The following is a 16411-nucleotide window of genomic DNA, read 5'->3' on the forward strand; positions in this document are numbered from 1 at the left end:
TTCTATCACCGGGAGGTTTCCAAACGCGGGGGCGTGTCCTTCACGCTCAACTTCGGCCCCGAGGTGGAGAAGGCCGCGCGCGCCGATCCTGCCTCTTTCACCGAGCACGTCCGGCGGCGTCTCAGGCGCTTTCTGAAAGCCGAGTTCGGCCGGACGGTGGATTACTGGTTTGGCGTGGACATCTCCGATGAGGGGCGCCCGCACCTTCACGGCGGCATCACCGTATCCGGCAACGAAGCCGAGGCTCTAGGACGCGCGCTCGCCCGTGCCGGCGGCAAATGGGGCTCTGTGCGCGGCGTGAAGCATCAGGCGCACGTCGGGGATCGCCTGGACGACGATTGGGCCTCCTACGCCACCAAGAAGATTACCCGGTCCCGGCAGGAGGTGTTCGGCTCCATGCTTTCTGTAACCGATAGCATCCGGCGCGCGGCAAAGGATGCCTTTGAGCGAGAACGGAAGCTCGTTTTGTCGGTGACGAAAGAGGAGAATATTAGTCACTACTGACTAACGAAAATAAACTGTAGAATTATGTTGACCATCATCTCAGATTCAACGAATCTTCGGCAGCTAACCCTTCGGAGTACCTCTCTTGAAATCTTCTGTGCTGAAAGCCGCCGGCGGCACCGCCCCGGCATACGATGAACTGTGCGCGTCTCTTGCCGCCGAGCTTCTGGCGACCGTCGAGTCCTTCGCGGCCCGCCATGGGCTTGGCCCGCTCCACAGTGACGGGCTTCGACAGATGTCCGTGAAGCTCCCGGACGCCGCCGCCGAACTGATGATGTTCGGGTTCAATGTGTGGCCGGACGATCTGCCGGCCCAATGATACGACGCTTGCGTTCACTACCGTTGCGTTTTATACAGAACGCAACGCAACGGAGGGATCAATGGCGAAGTCTGCAACTGAGCGCTCTCGTGAATTCCGCGAACGGCAGCTCCAGCGTACCAAAGCCAAGCTGAAAGCGGCTCCAGCGCGCCCGGCTTACCTCGCCGGTTCATTCGCGGACTTCATGAGAGGTCGGCACTTGGACCTGTACGAAAACCTCGACGCCTTCGGCGTGTTCATCAACGGCAGCTCGTTCGATGAAGACCAGCAAACGTTCCAGTCGCAGGTGCACCGGGACGAACCGCTAGACTCGCTTCAGCGCGCAACGGCGTTGGTCGAAGTGTTCACGGATGCCGCTAGCGAGCTGGCGTGCGCCATCAATGAATACAAGCTGGCTGAGGTTCAACGCGCGATCGATGCGGCATTTGCTAGGGCAGCTGCGCTGCCGCCCGGCAACGTCGAAGCTCTGAAAGCCGAATGGGCAGAAGCTGAGCGCCTTAAGGCCCTGCAAGCTGGCCTGCGCACGCCCAAGCGCCACACCTTTCCCGGCATCACGACAAAGGGGGAGTGAGAACAGCACAGGCACAAACGCGAACGGCGCGACCAAGGCCGCGCCGCTGAAGTCCGCTAGAACTTCCACCAGCCGGAGTCTGGAACACTCCGGCCAGCAGAAAAGAACTTAGACATGAACGACGGGATTTCCAACGTCAGGCTCACTCAGAAGGGCCTGTTCGACCTCTTTCTTCGCCTGCGAATGGAGCCGCACGACCGCTTTGGTAGGGGCAGCGGATGCCCTCATACCCCACTGGATCAGTTGGACGGATCGACCGCAGATTCCTACGGCTTCGGTGCGGAGCTGGCGTTTGGCGTTAAAGAGCGCGTGGCCAACAGTGACACTCCGCAGGACGACCTTGATTGCCTTTGCCGGGACGCAGAAGCCTATGCCCACGAACTGTGCGCCATGGCCGAGGACTTCCTCGTGGTGATTGAGCGCTGCGCTATCGAGCCCTCGGATGTTGCGCCATCTGATCCCGGCGAACGCGCGGCATGGGAGCAGGCGTGGGAAGAATACGCACAGAACCCCCTCTATTCGCTCGAGCGGTTTCTTGCGCTTCCGAATGTCCCTGATGAGGTAAGGGCGATCTTCTCTCCGTCGCGCCGCCTTAGCTCACTCCAGAAGTTCCGGCTCTTTCACGCGGCACCGAGCCTCAATGAGGAGGCCGCCTGATGGCAAAAGCCTCCTATGTGATTGAGCCCATCACCCAGGCAGAGCACGATGATATCCGTGGCCGCCTGCGGAGCCGTCGCAATGCCGCCGGCTCATTCAATGTGACGAAAAAGGTGGATGAGGCAACCGGCGCGGTTTCCTACCTCAAAGATTGGCAGCCCGGATTCGACATGCCCTTTGGCGGCATCGAAGGCACCCTAGACGGCCAAAATGTCGTGCTGCTTTCCGATGGCTCGAGCGCAGGTTTTTACCGGCTCCGGTATCTGCGGCCGCCACCGATCGGCATTTCGATATAGGAAACGCGAAATCGGGCGCCGGCTATGCTGGCGCCCTTTTTTGTTGAGGCATCCCGGCATCGTGTAGCGATCCACCAGCCATGGGACGTCGATTGCATAAAGTTAGCGAGCGCCGGGCGTGACCAGAGTCAATATTTCAGTCTAAATACGCTGTCCGAATGCATAGAGTATTGATTCTATGGTTATTGCTCGCGCCCAATCCATAACCGAGCAGCAGTTTGGCACAGTCGAGGTTAACGACTTGGAGCTCGACGTTATGCTGTGCGTGGACCATGATGATCCCGATACAGCATTTGTCTACGTTTGGTCAGAAACAGTACCTCCTAAGGGAATGTTAGCTAACATTGATCTTATCGACGATAAAAAACTCTCATTACGCTGTCGCTATCTATTTTTAACCGACGACTCTGGGAATTTCATACCAGACCAGACTGCAAACAGCTCTCAAGAAACTCTGAGCCAAATCTATATCCTATTGCATAGGCGTGGGCGAGGATTCAGAGGCATATGGCGTGGGCCGAAAGGATCAGGGGCGATCAGGCTCAGACCCAAGACGTCACAGGGCCGCAAGGTCGCAGATCTCTGCAATAATTGGGATGACTTTAAGCAATGGGCCTCACGAAGCCGAAATGTAAATGATATCGCCTGCTATCGAGGACATGGTGATAGCAACTTCAAAGTAAGTACATCCTTTCATCGAGATGGAAAGCAGAGAATAGATAGATTCGTTTACGGAAACCTCGCAACATTCCATGATCACGCACAAACATTTCTGAATAGAGGCATAAACCTAAAAGATGGGAGCGAGTACGCTACACTATTAGCCCTAGCTCAACACCATGGACTTCCAACACCCATGTTGGATGCTACGCGATCCCCGTACATCGCGGCATTCTTTGCGTTTTCGGACTTTCTCGACAACCGTTCACATCGAAAACCCACTCCGAAATATGTACGCGTATATGGATTCTCTAGATATTTTCTTGACCATCATACTCCGCCATCGGTCTCTATCCACTTTCCTAAGCCATACATAAGTCGACTTCGTGTGTCTGGTATACACAATCCTCGACTTAGTGCTCAGCAGGGAGAATTTCTTGTTACCAATATTGCTGATCTCGAAACGACAATTCAGGAAATGGAGACAGCCACAGGGAAAACATTTATGGTCGCAGCAGATATCCCGAGCTCTTTTGCTGCGGAGGCGTTAGAGGATCTGAGCTTTATGGGATTAACCGCAGCTAACATGTTTCCTGGATTAGATGGTATTTGTCGAATGCTGAGGCATCAGGCACATTTTGTTCGCCGGCAGATGGAGAATTCGGTAGCCACCAGCGGCAAAGATATTCTTCCTACGAATGACTCATTGTGGGGAGAGCCAGAGCCCAAATAGGGCATGCCCGGTGGGACACACATCTCCCACAACGATTCCCGGCACGAGCCTTCTTCCGATGCTCCAGCTTTAGCATCCCAGTTTCGACCCTCTCCATTAATCTTGCTACATAGATTCGCGGGAGGAGGGGCTTGTGGCTACCCCACGGCAGTTGCTTGGCACGTTTGGCGAGGAGCGAGTGACAAAGGAATGTTCCTGTCCCCGATGCAAACGAGCGCGTACTCTGGTGCGCTTGCCGCCCAACTTCAAATGCGCGGACGTGATCTGCGATTTTTGCGGCTATCTCGCTCAGGTTAAAGCGTCGACATCGGCGGACGTCGCGGTCTTGCCTAAGCAAATCCTTGGGGCGGCATGGGGGCCGCAAAAGCTGCGTATGGACGCGGGTATCTATTTCCCTTTGTTCCTCGTCCTCGCGAGCAAGAATTTGATGCAGCACGCCATTTATTATCTGTCTGCCGATCTACAGGCGCCCGAACTCTTCAAGCCGCGCAAACCTCTCTCGGCCACGGCCCGTCGCGCCGGATGGACAGGCTTCATTTATGATCTAAGCGCGGTGCACGACGCCATTGTTCGGCTACCTCCATTGCGACCCGCAGCTCCCGTAACTTCTCCCGAAATTTCTCCCGAAACCTAGTCGGAATACCAATGTAACTTGTTGATTTAAAAGGGTAATTTTTGCTGGTGCGGACGACGGGACTCGAACCCGTAAGCCTTGTGGGCGCAAGATTTTAAGTCTCGTGCGTCTACCAGTTTCGCCACGTCCGCGGCCGACCCCAGCTATAGGGTCGCAGGCTTTCTCTGGCAACGCGCCTGCGGGCGGTGCCCCCTCAGAACACCCCGCCGATGAAGCCGGTCTCGTCGACGAAGATGTCCTCCGCCGCCGGGCGCGAGGGCAGGCCCGGCATGGTCATCACCTCGCCAGCCAGCGCCACCACGAAACCGGCGCCGGCAGACAACCGCACTTCGCGGATCGGCAGGGTGAACCCCTCCGGCGCGCCGCGCTGGGCCGGGTCGGCGGAGAAGCTGTACTGGGTCTTGGCCATGCAGATCGGCAGTTCGCCATAGCCCAGCGCCTCGAACTCGGCGAGCTTCTTCAGCGCGCCGGGCTCGATGGCGACCGCGCCGGCGCGGTAGATGCGCCTGGCGATGGTCTCGATCTTCTGCACCAGCGGCAGGCTGGTCTCGTAGAGCGGCCTGAAGGCGGAGGGGCGCGCGGCGAGCGCGATCACCTCGCTCGCGAGGTCCACCGCCCCGGCCGAGCCCTCGGCCCAGTGCGAGCACAGATGCACGCTGGCGCCGACCGCGGCGCAGGCGGCCTTGATCGCCTCGATCTCGTCCGCCGTGTCGCTGGTGAAGCGGTTGATCGCCACCACCGCCGGCAGGCCGAACGCCTTCATGTTCTCGATATGGCGGACGAGGTTGGCGCAGCCCGCGCTCACCGCCGCGACATTCTCGGTGCCGAGCTCCTTCAGGCCGATCCCGCCATGCATCTTCAGCGCCCGCACCGTGGCGACGATCACCACGGCGGAAGGCGCGAGGCCCGCCTGCCGGCACTTGATGTCGAGGAACTTCTCCGCCCCGAGGTCGGCGCCGAAGCCGGCCTCCGTCACCACGAAATCGGCGAGGCCGAGCGCGGTGCGGGTCGCCATCACCGAGTTGCAGCCATGGGCGATGTTGGCGAAGGGGCCGCCATGCACCACGGCGGGCGTCGCCTCGAGGGTCTGCACGAGGTTGGGCTGGAAGGCGTCGCGCAGCAGCGCCGTCATGGCGCCCGTCACCTTGAGCTGGGCGGCGGTGATCGGCTGGCGGGCGCGGTTCTGCGCCACCACCATGCGGCCCAGCCGCTCTTCCAGATCCTCCAGCGAGCGGGCGAGGCAGAAGATCGCCATCACCTCGCTGGCGACCGTGATGTCGAAGCCGTCCTCGCGCGGGAAGCCGTTGCCCGGCCCGCCGAGGCCGACGGTGACGCTGCGCAGCGCCCGGTCGTTGAGGTCGACGACGCGCCGCCAGTTGATGCGGCGCACGTCGATGTCGAGCGCATTGCCCCAGTAGACGTGGTTGTCGATCGCGGCGGCGAGCAGGTTGTGCGCGGCGCTTATGGCGTGGAAGTCGCCGGTGAAATGCAGGTTGATGTCCTGCATCGGCACGATCTGCGAGCGCCCGCCGCCCGTCGCGCCGCCCTTGGCGCCGAACACCGGGCCGAGGCTCGGCTCGCGCAGGGCGATGGCGACGCGCTTGCCGGCGCGCGCCAGCGCGTCGCCGAGGCCGATGGTGGTGGTGGTCTTGCCCTCGCCCGCCGGGGTCGGGTTGATGGCGGTGACGAGGATGAGCTTGCCGTCGGCCTTCGCCTCCGCCGGGCGGGCGAAGTCGAGCGCGATCTTCGCCTTGGTGTGGCCGTAGCGATAGAGCGAGGCGGCGGGCACGCCGAGCTTCTCGCCGATCTCCTCGATGGGCCGCGGCGTCACCGAGGCCGCGATCGCCGCATCGCTGTTGGGATCGATCTTGCGCAGCGCGGTATTCATCGGGTTCTCCAAGGCTCTCTTCGCCGCTCAGGCCGCGCGCGTGCGCTCGGCGAGGATCGCGACCAGCATCATGCCGCCGATCACCGACAGGTGCTCGACCGCGAAATAGAATTCGAGCTGCGCCATCGGCCCTTCCATGGACCAGAAATGGTGCGCGATCGGAATGGTCAGGACGGTAAAGATCGCCAGCGCGCCCGCCGCCAGCCAGGTGGCGCGGTTGAGGAGGATCAGCACGCCGCCGGTGAGCTGGGTGAGAATCGTCAGCACCGCGAACAGCCAGGGCGGGTTGAGCCCGAAGAAGGCCATCTCGGCCTGCGCGCCCGTGAAGTCGACGATCTTCGAGATGCCGCTGCCGAGGAACATGAACACCAGAAGCAGCCGCGCGACGAAGGCCGTGACCGGCGAACGCAGCAGGACGGAGATCGGCGCGGGCGTCATGGAAGCTTCCTCAAGCGGCGTTCAGGGCCGCGCCACGGCATAGCGCAGCGCCCGCGGAAAGGCGAGCGGCGGCGCCATGCAACCTTCTTACGAGCGCGGAGCGTCGGGTTCGGCTTCGTCCTCGCCTTCCTCGCCCTCCTCCGCGTCGCGCGCGGCCTTGGCGTCGGCGATGAACTCGGCGGCGTGCTTCTTCGCCTCGCGCACGCTCTCGCCGAGCTCGCGGGTGTAGCGGTCGAGGTCGAGCCGCAGCCCGCCGATGGAGGGCTTCTCGGTCTCCGAGGCATAGGCGACCATGCGCAGCGACAGGCCGAGATCGGAGAGGAGCTGGGCCACGAAGCCGTCGCTCAGCTCCTCCTTGTCGGCATAGGCGATGAGCATGTCGTAGAGCGCCGTGCGGTGCGCCTCATAGGCGGCGTCATATTCCTCGTCGGTCTCGTCTTCCGGCCCGTCATAGCCGCCATATTCGCCCGCCATCGATCCCTCCTCACGCCACGCCGTCGCGGATCGGCGGCTGGAAGCTCAGCCCCATGTCCCACGGGAAATAGATCCAGGTGTCCTGGCTGACCTCGGTGATGAAGGTGTCGACCAGCGGCCGCCCGAGCGGCTTGGCATAGACGGTGGCGACATGCGCCTCGGGCAGCATCTCGCGCACCAGCCGCATGGTCTTGCCGGTGTCGACGAGGTCGTCGATGACGAGGAGCCCCTGCCCCTTCGCGCCGGCCGCGCCCTTCACCACATCGGCGATGGGTTTGAGCACCTCCATCTCGCCCTGCTTGGTGTAGTCGTGATAGCTGGCGATGCACACCGTCTCGATGAGGCGCACGCCGAGCTCGCGGGCGACGATGGCGGCGGGGACCAGCCCGCCGCGGGTGATGCAGACGATGCCGGCGAACGGCCCCGCCCCGGCGAGACGCCAGGCGAGCGCGCGGGCATCGCGGTGGAACTGGTCCCAGGAGACCGGAAAGGCCTTCTTCTGGCGGTCGTCGGACATGGGCAGGAAATCCCGGACTTCGCATAGAACGTTGCCGAGATCATTAACGGCAGCGCGCCGCCTTCTCCAGTGGCCGAAGGGCGAAATCCCCGGTTGCGGCGGCTCAGCGCCGCCCCACCGTCTCCACCATGGCCTGCACCTCGGCCAGCGCGGCGGCGAGCTTCTCGGGGTCGCGCGCGCGCACCACGAGGTTGGTGTTCGGCCGGCCGTCCTCGCCCATGAAGGGATAGCTGCCGATGCTCACCTCCGGATGCCGCTCGGCGATCAGGCGCAGCGGGCCGCCGACATCGCCCTCGCGCGCGTCCGCCCGCACGGTCTCGGAGAGCATGCGCACGCCGGTGTTCAGCTTCGGCGCCACCTGGTCGAGCATCGCCTGCATGATGGTCGGCACGCCGGCCATGACGATGACGTTGCCGATCCAGAAGCCCGGCGCCTTGGAGACCGGGTTCGGCACCAGTTCGGCGCCCGCCGGGATGCGCGCCATGCGCAGCCGGGCCTCGTTCAGGTCTTCGAGCTTGATGTGCTCGAGCAGCATGGCGCGCGCGCGGGGATCCACATCGATGCTCACCCCGAACGCCTTGGCGACGCAATCGGCGGTGATGTCGTCATGCGTCGGGCCGATGCCGCCGGTGGTGAAGAGGTAGGTGTAGCGCGCCCTGAGCGCGTTGACCGCGCCGACGATCTCCTCCTCGACATCCGGCACCACGCGGACCTCCCGCACGTCGATGCCGATGGCGGTAAGATATTCAGCGATATAGCCGATGTTCCGGTCCTTGGTGCGGCCGGACAATATCTCGTCGCCGATGACCAGGATCGCCGCCGTCACGGGCTCGTTCGACGCCGCCATCTGATTCCTCCTCCCTCACGCAGCGGAATTTTTCACCATCCGCCGCAAATCCACGCATGCCACGCCGCAAGCAAGGGCAGAGCGCCCGCCAAATGGGCAAACCGCACCCAATCTTCCGATTATCGCGGTCCGGATTCTTCCGCCTCTTCCGCTGGCACGCGCTTTGTAGCTAACTTGCCTGAGTTGGGGAGTAGATTTGCACCAATGACCGTCGCTTTCGACGAGATGACCAATGCGGATGGCTCGATCCGCGCCGCCTACGCCACCCTCTCACGCTGGCTGAGCGACGTCCCGCCCGACGTGCTCGATTATCGCCGGAAGGAAGCCGAGTTCATCTTCCGCCGCATCGGCATCACCTTCGCCGTCTATGGCGACAGCGATGCGCAGGAGCGCCTCATCCCCTTCGACATCATCCCGCGCATCCTCACCGGGGGCGAGTGGCGGCGCATGTCGCGCGGGCTGGAACAGCGGGTGAAGGCGCTCAACCTCTATCTGCGCGACATCTATTCCCGCCGCGAGATCCTCAAGGCCGGCATCGTGCCGGAGGACCTCGTCTACCAGAACCCCGCCTTCCGGCCGGAGATGAACGGCCAGCGCGTGCCGCACGACCTCTATGTCCACATCGCCGGCATCGACGTGGTGCGGGTGGATTCGGAGACCTTCTACGTCCTGGAAGACAATGCCCGCACGCCCTCCGGCGTCTCCTACATGCTGGAGAACCGCGAGATCATGATGCGGCTGTTCCCGGAGCTGTTCGCCGACAACCGCGTGGCGCCGGTGGAGAACTACACCGACGAATTGCTGGCGACGCTGAAATCGCTGGCGCCGCACACCGCGAGCAGCGATCCGGTGGTCGTGGTGCTCACCCCCGGCATCTACAACTCGGCCTATTACGAGCACTCCTTCCTCGCCGACAAGCTGGGCGTCGAACTGGTGGAGGGGCGCGACCTCTTCGTGCGCAACGACGTCGTCTACATGCGCACCACCGAGGGCCCGCGCCGGGTCGACGTGATCTATCGCCGGCTCGACGACGACTTCCTCGATCCCCTCGCCTTCCGGCCGGACAGCGCGCTCGGCGTGCCCGGGCTGATGAGCGCCTACAATGCCGGCAACGTCACGCTGACCAACGCGGTCGGCACCGGCGTCGCCGACGACAAGGCGGTCTACAGCTACATGCCGGACATCATCCGCTTCTATCTTGGCGAGGAACCGCTGCTGAAGAACGTGCCGACCTGGCGCTGCCGCGAGGCCGAGCACCTGAAATACGTGCTCGACCACCTCGAGGAGCTGGTGGTGAAGGAGGTCCACGGCTCGGGCGGCTACGGCATGCTGATCGGCCCGCGCGCCGACAAGGCGCAGATCGAGCTGTTCCGCTCCAAGCTGAAGCAGGACCCGACCAATTTCATCGCCCAGCCGACGCTGGCGCTCTCGACCTGCCCGACCTTCGTCGACGAGGGCATCGCGCCGCGCCATGTCGACCTGCGCCCCTTCGTCCTCACCGGCTCCGACCGCGTCCGCATCGTGCCGGGCGGCCTCACCCGCGTGGCGCTGCAGGCCGGCTCGCTGGTGGTCAATTCGAGCCAGGGCGGAGGGACCAAGGACACCTGGGTGTTGGAGGAGAATTGACGGATCAGACCCGACGTGAAGCCACGTCATCCTGAGGTGCCCGGCGTCAGCCGGGCCTCGAAGGATGGTCCTCTCGATGAACATCCTTCGAGGCTCGCCTTGCTCGCACCTCAGGATGACGTGGTTTCGGGTGGGGAATAACCGTCATCCCGGACGGCCGCAGGCCGATCCGGGATCGTCGGCAGAACTGGTGAGCGATCCCGGCTCTCGCCTCGCGGCGGCCGGGATGACGTAAGAGTGGGGAGCGTAGAACGATGAGCATCGAAACCTGGCTGGCCTTCGTCGCCGCCTCGGTGGTCCTTCTGGTGATACCCGGACCGACCATACTGCTCGTCGTCTCCTATGCGCTCGGCCAGGGGCGGAAGGTCGCCTTGCCCGTGGCGCTCGGCGTCGCGCTCGGCGACTTCACCGCCATGACGCTCTCCATGCTCGGCCTCGGCGCGCTGCTGGCGACCTCCGCCACGCTGTTCACCGTGCTGAAATGGATCGGCGCCCTCTACCTGATCTGGCTCGGCATCAAGCTCTGGCGCGCCGGGGGCGAAGCCGCGCTCACCGAGGAGCGCACGGTCGGCTCGCCCGCGCGCATGGTCGCCCATGCCTGGATCGTCACCGCGCTGAACCCGAAGAGCATCACCTTCTTCGTCGCCTTCCTGCCGCAGTTCCTCGACCCCGCCGGCGACTGGCTCTCGCAGATGGCGATCTTCGAGAGCACCTTCCTGGCGCTGGCGGCGGCCAACGCCTTCGGCTACGCGCTGCTCGCCGGCCGCCTGCGCGGCGCCGTGCGCAATCCGCGCGTCGTCGCCGCCATCAACCGGGTCGGCGGCACCTTCCTGATCGGGGCGGGCGTCGCCACCCTCGCCTGGCGCAACGCCAAATAGAACGCGGGTCCCATGCTTTCACGCACTGCCGACAACCTCTACTGGCTCTCCCGCTACATGGAGCGGGCGGACTGCCTCGCCCGCATCCTCGACGTCACCCAGCGCCTCGCCCAGCTTCCGGCGGCCTATGGCGGCTCGACCAATGAGTGGCGCTCCGCTTTGCTGACCGCCGGCTGCGCCGACCTGTTCAAGCAGTTCCACGGCGACGAGACCAACGAGCAGAACGTCGTCGGCTTCCTCGCCTTCGCGCCGGAGAACCCCTCCTCCATCCGCAACTGCTTCGAGATCGCCCGCACCAATGCCCGCTCGGTGCGCACCGCGCTCACCATCGAGATGTGGGAGACCATCAACTCCGCCTGGCTGGAGCTGAAGCGCTATTCCACCAAGAGCATGACCCGCGAGGAGCTGGCGCGCTTCCTCTCCTTCGTGAAGGAGACCTCGCTGCGCTTCGACGGCGCCGCCTACCGCACCATGCTGCGCAACGACGCCTTCTGGTTTTCGCGCGTGGGCATGTATGTCGAGCGCGCCGACAACACCGCGCGCATCCTCGACGTGAAGTATCATGTGCTGCTGCCGGAATCCGAGCACATCGGCGGGCCGCTCGACTATTTCCAGTGGGCCTCGATCCTGCGCTCGGTCTCGGCGCTGACCTCGTTCCACTGGGTCTACCGCGAGAGCGTGAAGCCGTGGCTGGTGGCGGACCTGCTCATCCTCAACGCGCAGATGCCGCGCTCGCTGACGAGCTGCTACCAGAACATCACCCGTCACCTCGACGACATCGCCGCCTATTACGGACGCCAGGGCAGCGCCCAGCGCATCGCCCGCTCGACCCTGACCAAGCTCGGCAACAGCCGGATGGAGGACATCTTCCAGACCGGGCTGCACGAGTACATTGATTCCTTCGTCACCGAGAACAACCGGCTCGGCTCGACCGTCACCGAGCAGTACCTGCTGTGATCCAACCGGCATTCGCGTCATGCGTATCCATGTGAACCACGCCACCCTCTACAGCTACGATCCGCCGGCGCACGGCGCGATCCAGGCGCTGCGGCTGACCCCGCGCAACCATGACGGCCAGTACGTCGTCTCCTGGCGCATCGACGTGTCGGAAGGCTGCCGGCTGCGCGCGCATGAGGACGCCTTCGGCAACCTCACCCACACCTTCGCCATCGACGGCCCGATCGGCGAATTGCGCGTGCTGGTCGAGGGCGAGGTCGAGACGCAGGACACCGCCGGCGTCATCCGCGGCATCGGCGAGCGCTTCCCGCCCTCGCTGTTCCTGCGCGCCACCGACCTCACCACGGCCGACGCCGATCTCGCCGGCTTCGCCGAGACCGCGACCGCCGGCGAGGCCGATCGCATTGCCAAGCTGCATCTCTTGATGGAGGCCGTCGCCGAGGCGATGACTTTCGATCCCGACCCGACCCATGCCTCGACCAGCGCGACGCAGGCCTTCGAGCTGAAGCGCGGCGTGTGCCAGGACTTCGCCCACATCTTCACCGCCGGGGCCCGCCATCTCGGCATCCCCGCCCGTTATGTCAGCGGCTATCTGGTCGGCGACGGCGCGGAGCCGGAGCAGCGCGCCGGCCATCAGGCCGGCCATGCCTGGGCGGAAGCGCATGTGGAGGGGCTCGGCTGGATCGGCTTCGACGCCGCCAACCGGCAATGCCCGACCGACGCCTATGTGCGGGTCGCCGTCGGCCTCGACTATCTCGGCGCCGCGCCGGTGCGCGGCAACCGCTATGGCGGCGGCGACGAGAACCTCACCGTCGCCCTCAAGGTCGACCAGTCGAGCCGGCAGATTCAGGGCTGAACACCGGGCCGAGGTTGCCCGTCAGGAAAGCGCCCCGCTATAAGGGCGCGGGAACAGCCGCCGGCCTCGCGCCGCCGCGGCGGGCCAGGGGAAAGCGCCGTTCATGACCTATTGCTGTGGTATCCTGGTGCGTGACGGCCTCGTCATGATCGCCGACACCCGCACCAATGCGGGGCTCGACAACGTGTCGACCTTCCGCAAGCTCCACGTCTTCGAGGAGCCGGGCCGGCATGTTCTGGCGCTCGCCACCGCCGGCAACCTCTCCATCTCGCAGGCGGTCATCTCGACGCTGCAGGAGGGCCTGGAGAACACCGAGACCGGCGAGAGGGAGACGCTGACGAGCTGCACCAGCATGTTCCGCGCGACCCAGCTCGTCGGGCGCGCCGTGCGCCACGTCTACGAGCTCTACGGCGCCGCGCTGAAGGACGCCGATGTGCGCTTCGACGTCTCCTTCCTGTTCGGCGGCCAGGTCAATGGCGGCCGGCTGCGGCTGTTCATGATCTACTCGGCCGGCAACTTCATCGAATGCACCGCCGACACGCCCTTCCTGCAGATCGGCGAGCACAAATACGGCAAGCCGGTGCTGGACCGCTCCATCGCCTTCGACATGGACATCTACGACGCGCTGAAGTCGGGCCTGATCTCGATGGACTCGACCATGCGCTCCAATCTCGGGGTCGGCATGCCGATCGACATCCTCGTCGCGCGCCGCGACGCCGGCCAATCCGAGCTCAGCTACCGGATCGAGCCGGGCGAGCCCTATTTCCACGATCTGCGCGAGCGTTGGTCGGCAGCCCTGCGGGCTGCGCATAACTCCATTCCCCGGCCGCCCTACGGCCGCCAGCGCTGAGCCGAAACGACTCGTGAAACGACATGGGCCGGCCATGTCGTTCACATGGCCGGCCCGTAGCTTCATCGGCTCCGCCGGGTCGTCCGGCGGCGCTCACCTCATCACCGTCAGGTGAGGAGGTAGAGCAGGATGATGATCGGAATCGGAATACCGATAAGCCACATCAGAATAGCGGGCATGTGGTTCGCCTCCCGTTCGAATGACTTGTCTGCCGCCTCGATAACGCGGACAAGTCTTCGAGGTTCCTTATTGCGGTGCGTTCCCGTCGCATTTCGGCGCAGCCCCGGCGCGATCTTGCCCGTGCGGCGCCTCTCGTCCATCTTCGCCGGCCCTGGGAGGAACCATCATGAACGCCAATCGCATCGCCCTCGTCACCGGCGCCGGTAGCGGCATCGGTAAGGCCGCCGCGCTCGCCCTCGGCGAGGCCGGCTTCACCGTCGTGCTCACCGGCCGGCGCGCCGAGCCGCTGGAGACGGTGGCGGCAGCGATGGATGGACGCGGGCATGCCGTGACCTCGGACGTCGCCGACCCCGCCTCCGTCGCCGCACTGTTCGAGGCGGTGAAGCAGCGCTTCGGCCGGCTCGACGTGCTGTTCAACAATGCCGGCGGCTGGTCGCCGGGCATGCCGATCGAGGACGTCCCGCTGGAGGACTGGCAGCGCGTGGTGAGCGTCAACCTCACCGGCGTGTTCCTGTGCACGCAGGCCGCCATCCGGCTGATGAAGGCGCAGGACCCCAAGGGCGGGCGCATCATCAACAACGGCTCGCTCTCCGCCCACACGCCGCGCCCGTTCACCGGCCCCTACACGGCGACCAAGCACGCCGTCACCGGCCTGACCAAGCAGGTCGCGCTGGAAGGCCGCGCCCACAACATCGCCTGCGGCCAGATCGACATCGGCAATGCCGATACCGACATGGCGGTGAAGATGAAGACGGGCATCCTTCAGCCGAACGGCCAGCTCATGGTCGAGCCGACCTTCGATCCCGTCCATGCCGGCCGGGCGGTCGCCCACATGGCCGGCCTGCCGCTAGACGCCAACGTCCTCTTCATGACCCTCATGGCGACGGCCGCCCCCTTCGTCGGGCGGGCCTGACGGCGCGGGGGCCGCGCTCGCGGCCCATGCCGTCCGCGCCCTGTCCAGCGGATCGAGATATTCGGAAGGCAGCGCGGCGGAGAGCTCGTTGGCATCGTCCTCGTCGGCGATCCAGTCGAGCGGGTTGCCGTTCTCCCCGACAAAGCCGAGACGAACGGTCGGCCGCTTCAGTGCCACATGGTCCGACGAGAACAGCTGATCGAGGGCGTAGCGCAAGTTGAGCGGATCGTAGCCCTGCCCCTTCCGACCGCTCTTGCAATGCAACTGGGCGAGCGCGGAAACATGCACGAACTCACCGATCGGGCGGGCATGAGGAGGCAAGGCAGCAAGCCTGAACATGGCGGAGCCATTCCTCACCGGGCGCTGCTGCGAGATGATGCGGATCGTCGGCAAACTATTGCTGATGATTGATTTCCAGCTGCGCGATTCATGAATGGCGATGGGGCTCGCCTGCCTGGGGATGCTCGGTTCTCCGTCGCGGTAGACGAGGGAAGGACGCCCCTCCTTCGTGTTGAGCGCATCTATGCGGTCAAGCATCCACTTCAAGGTCAAGGCACCGATGCCACCCGCTCCATAGCCGCCGCCAATGTCGGCGTGCACGCCGGGAAACCAGACCTGCTCGACCGTCCGGTAATTGGCGTGCTGCGGCACCTGCCATAGGGAGGGTGGGAAGAATCGCCTCTTCTCGTCGATGGCCACAGCGTGGAGCGAATGGTCGATGATCGAGGAAAGCGTCGTGTCGTGGAATTGGAAGCGCCTGTCGCGGAAGGTCGCCACACTGAGCGGAATGCCAAGCGAACCCACGGTGTCGAACACGCCGAGCACCCGGATGCGCACCCCCGCATGGCATAGGCCACCGAGCCTGAGCCCTTCGGTAGGATAACGGTCCTTGGCGTCGGTGCGATAATAGGCCCAGGCTGCATCCTCGTTCACCGGGTTACAGCTGTCCTGCCGCAACAGTCCGCTGGCGCCGATATAGCCGGCGAGGCTGCGGGCGGTGAAGGCGCCCCGCGAAAAGCCGAAGATGTAGATTTCGTCTCCGGGCGCGTAGAACTGGCTGAGGAAGCGGTAGGCCTGGCGGACATTGACATCGAGACCCTTGCCAACGCCGCCTCCGATATACTTGTCGAAGCCGCCGAGCGTACCGACGCCCTCGTCGTAATAGATGCGCTGCTCGATGCCGTCGGCGGTCCCCGGCTGCAGCATGTCGCGCAGCCGGACGATGTTGGTGATCTCGTCGCCGTCCGCCGTGTTCCATGTGCCGTCGAGGCACAGGATCAGCCGCTTGCGTGGATTAGGGGCAGCAGCCCCGCTCGTCTTCGATGCCATCCCCGCCCCCACACGATCGATTGTGCCCAGACAGCGGTAGCATCCTATGGTTGCATATGCGGAAATACAACTCTTGATTTATGAGCCTTCCAGTCCCCTCGAGGTCCTCCCGTAGGACCGATCGTCGTCCCGAGAGCCTGACCCGCAATTCAGTTTGGCTCTGCAATTCCTAACCTCTGGCCCTCATGGCCGGGCTTGACCCGGCCACCCAGGCTGTCCGCCTGGCGCTGACCTAAGGGCTGGGTCCCCGGGTCAAGCCCGGGGATGAGGGAAGGTGGGATTAC

At 64.2% G+C, this 16411-nt stretch carries 20 protein-coding genes, 1 tRNA gene and 1 pseudogene; 14 read left to right on the forward strand and 8 right to left on the reverse strand.

Features of this window, described 5'->3' with window-relative positions:
- The first annotated feature begins 33 nt into the window (after positions 1–33).
- From SNOV_RS10355 to SNOV_RS22960, 8 genes and pseudogenes are all read left to right on the forward strand, one after another.
- The gene (locus SNOV_RS10355; RefSeq protein WP_041782166.1) at positions 34–504 is read left to right on the forward strand and encodes a hypothetical protein; all 471 of its coding nucleotides are present in this window, start codon (positions 34–36) and stop codon (positions 502–504) included.
- An 85-nt stretch (positions 505–589) separates the two neighbouring features.
- Positions 590–823: a hypothetical protein gene (locus SNOV_RS10360; RefSeq protein WP_013166876.1), complete on the forward strand. Its 234-nt coding sequence runs from the start codon at positions 590–592 to the stop codon at positions 821–823.
- 61 nt (positions 824–884) lie between these two features.
- On the forward strand, positions 885–1394 hold the full coding sequence (locus SNOV_RS10365; RefSeq protein WP_013166877.1) for a hypothetical protein: 510 nt from the start codon (positions 885–887) through the stop codon (positions 1392–1394).
- Positions 1395–1508: 114 nt separating this feature from the next.
- Complete coding sequence (locus SNOV_RS10370; protein ID WP_013166878.1) at positions 1509–2051, forward strand: hypothetical protein; 543 nt, start codon at positions 1509–1511, stop codon at positions 2049–2051.
- Positions 2051–2347 carry a hypothetical protein gene (locus SNOV_RS10375; protein WP_041782169.1) on the forward strand — a complete coding sequence of 99 codons (297 nt, stop codon included), beginning with the start codon at positions 2051–2053 and terminating at the stop codon, positions 2345–2347. Before SNOV_RS10370 ends, SNOV_RS10375 begins: the two co-directional genes overlap by 1 nt.
- Positions 2348–2678: 331 nt before the next feature.
- Positions 2679–3248, forward strand: a pseudogene (locus tag SNOV_RS24390) (FRG domain-containing protein); the annotation flags it as partial.
- Positions 3249–3395: 147 nt separating this feature from the next.
- Positions 3396–3740 (forward strand): hypothetical protein, encoded by a 345-nt coding sequence (locus SNOV_RS24085; RefSeq protein ID WP_244412924.1) that lies wholly within the window; start codon positions 3396–3398, stop codon positions 3738–3740.
- Positions 3741–3873: 133 nt separating this feature from the next.
- Positions 3874–4374 carry a DpnI domain-containing protein gene (locus tag SNOV_RS22960; RefSeq protein ID WP_081440966.1) on the forward strand — a complete coding sequence of 167 codons (501 nt, stop codon included), beginning with the start codon at positions 3874–3876 and terminating at the stop codon, positions 4372–4374.
- A gap of 45 nt (positions 4375–4419) precedes the next feature.
- Here SNOV_RS22960 and SNOV_RS10380 read toward each other — a convergent pair.
- The 6 genes from SNOV_RS10380 to SNOV_RS10405 form a co-directional block, all read right to left on the reverse strand.
- Positions 4420–4505 (reverse strand) — tRNA-Leu (locus SNOV_RS10380).
- Between the two features lie 62 nt (positions 4506–4567).
- Positions 4568–6262, reverse strand: coding sequence for a formate--tetrahydrofolate ligase (locus tag SNOV_RS10385; RefSeq protein ID WP_013166880.1), 1695 nt, complete (start codon positions 6260–6262; stop codon positions 4568–4570).
- A gap of 27 nt (positions 6263–6289) precedes the next feature.
- A complete protein-coding gene (locus SNOV_RS10390; protein ID WP_013166881.1) occupies positions 6290–6700 on the reverse strand; it encodes a DoxX family protein in 411 nt (136 codons plus the stop codon).
- Positions 6701–6787: 87 nt separating this feature from the next.
- Positions 6788–7174: a hypothetical protein gene (locus SNOV_RS10395; RefSeq protein ID WP_013166882.1), complete on the reverse strand. Its 387-nt coding sequence runs from the start codon at positions 7172–7174 to the stop codon at positions 6788–6790.
- 10 nt (positions 7175–7184) lie between these two features.
- The gene (gene gpt, locus SNOV_RS10400) at positions 7185–7691 is read right to left on the reverse strand and encodes a xanthine phosphoribosyltransferase (RefSeq protein ID WP_013166883.1); all 507 of its coding nucleotides are present in this window, start codon (positions 7689–7691) and stop codon (positions 7185–7187) included.
- 103 nt (positions 7692–7794) lie between these two features.
- Complete coding sequence (locus SNOV_RS10405) at positions 7795–8538, reverse strand: competence/damage-inducible protein A (RefSeq protein ID WP_013166884.1); 744 nt, start codon at positions 8536–8538, stop codon at positions 7795–7797.
- 204 nt (positions 8539–8742) lie between these two features.
- Here SNOV_RS10405 and SNOV_RS10410 point away from each other — a divergent pair, with 204 nt between their 5' ends.
- The 5 genes from SNOV_RS10410 to SNOV_RS10430 all read left to right on the forward strand — a co-directional run bounded on the left by SNOV_RS10410 (position 8743) and on the right by SNOV_RS10430 (position 13705).
- Positions 8743–10164 carry a circularly permuted type 2 ATP-grasp protein gene (locus tag SNOV_RS10410; RefSeq protein WP_013166885.1) on the forward strand — a complete coding sequence of 474 codons (1422 nt, stop codon included), beginning with the start codon at positions 8743–8745 and terminating at the stop codon, positions 10162–10164.
- Positions 10165–10418: 254 nt separating this feature from the next.
- On the forward strand, positions 10419–11042 hold the full coding sequence (locus SNOV_RS10415) for a LysE family translocator (protein WP_013166886.1): 624 nt from the start codon (positions 10419–10421) through the stop codon (positions 11040–11042).
- Positions 11043–11054: 12 nt separating this feature from the next.
- Positions 11055–11999, forward strand: coding sequence for an alpha-E domain-containing protein (locus tag SNOV_RS10420; RefSeq protein WP_013166887.1), 945 nt, complete (start codon positions 11055–11057; stop codon positions 11997–11999).
- A gap of 19 nt (positions 12000–12018) precedes the next feature.
- Positions 12019–12855: a transglutaminase family protein gene (locus SNOV_RS10425; RefSeq protein WP_013166888.1), complete on the forward strand. Its 837-nt coding sequence runs from the start codon at positions 12019–12021 to the stop codon at positions 12853–12855.
- Between the two features lie 103 nt (positions 12856–12958).
- Entirely contained in the window at positions 12959–13705 is a 747-nt protein-coding gene (locus SNOV_RS10430) for a proteasome-type protease (RefSeq protein ID WP_013166889.1), read from the forward strand.
- A gap of 107 nt (positions 13706–13812) precedes the next feature.
- Here SNOV_RS10430 and SNOV_RS10435 read toward each other — a convergent pair whose 3' ends face one another.
- Complete coding sequence (locus tag SNOV_RS10435; RefSeq protein ID WP_013166890.1) at positions 13813–14025, reverse strand: hypothetical protein; 213 nt, start codon at positions 14023–14025, stop codon at positions 13813–13815.
- A gap of 26 nt (positions 14026–14051) precedes the next feature.
- On the opposite strand from SNOV_RS10435, the gene SNOV_RS10440 reads away from it, so the two are divergent.
- The gene (locus SNOV_RS10440; RefSeq protein ID WP_013166891.1) at positions 14052–14798 is read left to right on the forward strand and encodes an SDR family oxidoreductase; all 747 of its coding nucleotides are present in this window, start codon (positions 14052–14054) and stop codon (positions 14796–14798) included.
- Here SNOV_RS10440 and SNOV_RS22605 read toward each other — a convergent pair.
- The gene (locus SNOV_RS22605) at positions 14733–16127 is read right to left on the reverse strand and encodes a DUF2235 domain-containing protein (protein WP_013166892.1); all 1395 of its coding nucleotides are present in this window, start codon (positions 16125–16127) and stop codon (positions 14733–14735) included. The two genes, SNOV_RS10440 and SNOV_RS22605, sit on opposite strands and share 66 nt — an antisense overlap.
- Positions 16128–16411 lie beyond the last annotated feature (284 nt).

Source organism: Ancylobacter novellus DSM 506, from assembly GCF_000092925.1.
GTDB classification, from domain to species: Bacteria; Pseudomonadota; Alphaproteobacteria; order Rhizobiales; family Xanthobacteraceae; genus Ancylobacter; species Ancylobacter novellus.

Excerpts from the sequence above, each read along its gene's own strand:
- SNOV_RS10440 (WP_013166891.1), top strand. The coding sequence starts at position 14,052 with ATGAACGCCAATCGCATCGCCCTCGTCACCGGCGCCGGTAGCGGCATC.
- SNOV_RS10370 (WP_013166878.1), top strand. The coding sequence starts at position 1,509 with ATGAACGACGGGATTTCCAACGTCAGGCTCACTCAGAAGGGCCTGTTC.
- SNOV_RS10420 (WP_013166887.1), top strand. The coding sequence starts at position 11,055 with ATGCTTTCACGCACTGCCGACAACCTCTACTGGCTCTCCCGCTACATG.
- SNOV_RS22605 (WP_013166892.1), bottom strand. The coding sequence starts at position 16,127 with ATGGCATCGAAGACGAGCGGGGCTGCTGCCCCTAATCCACGCAAGCGG.
- SNOV_RS10385 (WP_013166880.1), bottom strand. The coding sequence starts at position 6,262 with ATGAATACCGCGCTGCGCAAGATCGATCCCAACAGCGATGCGGCGATC.
- SNOV_RS10435 (WP_013166890.1), bottom strand. The coding sequence starts at position 14,025 with ATGGACGAGAGGCGCCGCACGGGCAAGATCGCGCCGGGGCTGCGCCGA.
- gpt (WP_013166883.1), bottom strand. The coding sequence starts at position 7,691 with ATGTCCGACGACCGCCAGAAGAAGGCCTTTCCGGTCTCCTGGGACCAG.
- SNOV_RS10395 (WP_013166882.1), bottom strand. The coding sequence starts at position 7,174 with ATGGCGGGCGAATATGGCGGCTATGACGGGCCGGAAGACGAGACCGAC.
- SNOV_RS10405 (WP_013166884.1), bottom strand. The coding sequence starts at position 8,538 with ATGGCGGCGTCGAACGAGCCCGTGACGGCGGCGATCCTGGTCATCGGC.
- SNOV_RS10415 (WP_013166886.1), top strand. The coding sequence starts at position 10,419 with ATGAGCATCGAAACCTGGCTGGCCTTCGTCGCCGCCTCGGTGGTCCTT.
- SNOV_RS10430 (WP_013166889.1), top strand. The coding sequence starts at position 12,959 with ATGACCTATTGCTGTGGTATCCTGGTGCGTGACGGCCTCGTCATGATC.
- SNOV_RS10410 (WP_013166885.1), top strand. The coding sequence starts at position 8,743 with ATGACCGTCGCTTTCGACGAGATGACCAATGCGGATGGCTCGATCCGC.
- SNOV_RS10365 (WP_013166877.1), top strand. The coding sequence starts at position 885 with ATGGCGAAGTCTGCAACTGAGCGCTCTCGTGAATTCCGCGAACGGCAG.
- SNOV_RS10425 (WP_013166888.1), top strand. The coding sequence starts at position 12,019 with ATGCGTATCCATGTGAACCACGCCACCCTCTACAGCTACGATCCGCCG.
- SNOV_RS10390 (WP_013166881.1), bottom strand. The coding sequence starts at position 6,700 with ATGACGCCCGCGCCGATCTCCGTCCTGCTGCGTTCGCCGGTCACGGCC.
- SNOV_RS10375 (WP_041782169.1), top strand. The coding sequence starts at position 2,051 with ATGGCAAAAGCCTCCTATGTGATTGAGCCCATCACCCAGGCAGAGCAC.